General features: G+C 64.2%; 2 protein-coding genes. Both read left to right on the forward strand.

The window, feature by feature from the left end; all coding sequences use genetic code 11:
* The first annotated feature begins 376 nt into the window (after window positions 1–376).
* Entirely contained in the window at window positions 377–2,026 is a 1,650-nt protein-coding gene (locus tag B1C78_RS14665; protein ID WP_077279918.1) for a histidine kinase, read from the forward strand.
* On the forward strand, window positions 2,023–2,691 hold the full coding sequence (locus B1C78_RS14670) for a response regulator (protein ID WP_077279919.1): 669 nt from the start codon (window positions 2,023–2,025) through the stop codon (window positions 2,689–2,691). The genes B1C78_RS14665 and B1C78_RS14670 overlap by 4 nt, the downstream gene beginning before the upstream one ends.
* Window positions 2,692–2,716: the final 25 nt, after the last annotated feature.

Here is a 2,716-nt window from a genome sequence, read left to right on the forward strand (position 1 = left end):
ATCCGAATGGACAGGATGAACAGGATTTTTCTGGATTAACAGGATGAAATGCAATCGGACAGGATTAACAGGATTTACATGATTTCAAAGTGCTTTTAATCCTGTTAATCATGTAAATCCTGTCTAGTCCTTCCTCTTTCGGCATCATCCTGTCAATCCTGAAAAATGCTGTTCATCCTGTCCATTCCCTACTAAAACCCCAGCCGCCCTCCCTCCCCGCGCACCGGGGCGAAACCCCACACGGGACCGCCGGATTCGCCTCGGACGCGGGAATATGTAAACTAACCGGATACATATAGATAAGGTCCCGCTCCACGGACGGGACCCGGGGCGCCCCGGAGGAATATCCCCGGGCGCAGCAGGAGGTCTGAAAAACATGAGCGTTGACGCCAGGCCGCCCCATGGGCGGGATCTCGCCAGATGGCTGATCCGTCCGGCCCAGGGGTGGCAACACAAGACCCGCGGCATGGTGCGGAACCGCATGTTCATGCTGCTGGGCGCCATCGGCGTGGCGTTCCTGGCATCCCTTGCCGTCGCCATATGGCAGCTGTTCCGGGGCCCCGGCCCCACCGCCGCGGGGCTCATTCAGGTCGCTCTGCTCACACTGGGCCTGATCGTCACGGCAAGCCTGCCGATGCTCATCTATCGCCAGCTGTTCACACCGCTGTTTCATGTCCGCCACTGGGCGCAGCGGGTGCGGGGCGGGAACCTGGCCGCGCGCATTCCGCAACCCCGTGAAGGCGAGTTCGCGGAGCTGGCCGGGGACATCAATGCCCTGACCGAGCAGCTGCAGCGCCTGACCCGCGACATGCGTGACGAGGTGCGCGCCCAGACGGAACGCCTGGAACAGAAGTCACATACTCTCAAGGTGCTCTACGACGTCGCGGCCAGCATCAACACGTCACGGGATCTGGAGGATCTGCTCACCCGCTTTCTCACCAGCGTGAAGCAGATCGTGGGGGCGCGTGCAGCCACGGCACGCCTGGTCACGCCCGATGGGCAGATGCGCCTGGTGACCAACCTGGGGTTCCATCCCGACGACCGCCACTGCCACCAGATTCTGCCGCTGGGCCGCTGTCTGTGTGGCCAGGTGGCCGACGGCGAGGAGATGGGCACCCAGACCGAAGTACACCGTTGTGGCCGCGTGGAAACCGACAGCCTCGATGCGGTGGACAACCCCGCCATGATCGCCGTGCCCCTGCAGCACCGCGGGCAGACGCTGGGGGTCTACAGCCTGTTCCTGGACGAGGGTGCCGAGCCGCTCATCGACGACATGGAGAACCTGCTCACCAGCATCGGCAGGCACCTGGGCATGGCCATTGAAAAGGCCCGCCTGGACGAGGAGGCGCAACGCCTGGGGATCATCGAGGAACGCACCCACATCGCACACGAACTGCACGACTCCCTGGCGCAGACCCTGGCCAGCCTGCGCTTCCGCGTCGGGGCCCTGGAGGAAACCGCCTCCCGCGCGGGGCCGGAGGAACTTCAGCGCGAGATCAACGTGGTCCGGGAAGGGCTTCAGCAGGCGAATACGGAACTGCGTGAACTGATCAGCCATTTCCGCGCACCGCCGGTGACCCATCAGGGTCTGGTGTGCGGGGTGGAGAAGCTGGTGGAGCGCTTTCGCGAGGACACGGGCGTGCATGTTTACCTGCAGAAGGAATGGCAGGCCGGGGAACTGCCCGCCGAGATGGAGAGCGAGGTCCTGCGCATCGTGCAGGAGGCCCTGTGCAACATCGGCAAGCATGCCGCAGCCCAGCACGTGCGGGTGCTGCTCAGGGCGGCCCCCCCCGGTGAATATCTGGTCATGGTCGAGGATGACGGCCGCGGGATTCGTCACCGGACCGAGCCCGGCGCACGGGGCGAGCATATCGGCCTGAGCGTCATGGAGGAACGGGCGGCCCGCCTGGAAGCCGATTTCCGCATCGAGAGCGAGCCCGGCGAGGGCACCCGGATGACACTGCGATTCCAGTATCCCAGGCAACGGTCCGTTGACTTTCAGCCGCGGATACGGGCCCTGTCATGACCTGGCGCGTCCTGCTGATCGACGACCATGCCCTGTTTCGCGAAGGTCTCCAGGAACTGCTCCGGAGACGCGGCATCGAGACCGTGGGTGCCGTCGGGGACGGGGAGGAAGGCATCCGCCTGGCCCAGGAACTGGATCCCGAGGTCATCCTCCTGGACATGCGCATGCCCGGGATGAACGGCCTGGAGGTTCTGCGCCGGCTGCGCCAGAGCGGCCTCGACATGCCCGTGGTGATGCTCACCACCAGCACCGAGGAACAGGACCTGGTGGAGTGCCTGCGCAACGGGGCCCAGGGATATCTGCTGAAGGAAATGGAGCCCGGCGCACTGGTCGATGCCCTGGAGGACATCATGCGCGGCAAGACGGTGGTGGCACCGCACCTCGCCCAGCTGCTGGCACGGGTGGTTCAGGGCCAGTCAGGTCAGGAACAGGAACCCAATCCCTTCGACGTGCTCACGCCCCGGGAAAGCGAAATCCTCGGCCTGCTGGCGGAGGGCCAGAGCAACAAGGTCATTGCCCGCAATCTCGGCATCTCGGACGGCACCGTCAAGCTGCATGTGAAGGCCATCCTGAGAAAGCTGGGCGTGCATTCAAGGGTGGAGGCCGCAGTGCTCGCCGTGCAACACGGCCTGCGCGCAAATGTCACGGCCGGCGGGGAACGGTAAGGTGTGATTTGTCAGTTGTCAGTTG

The sequence above is a fragment of the Thioalkalivibrio denitrificans genome (assembly GCF_002000365.1).
Lineage (GTDB): Bacteria > Pseudomonadota > Gammaproteobacteria > Ectothiorhodospirales > Ectothiorhodospiraceae > Thioalkalivibrio_A > Thioalkalivibrio_A denitrificans.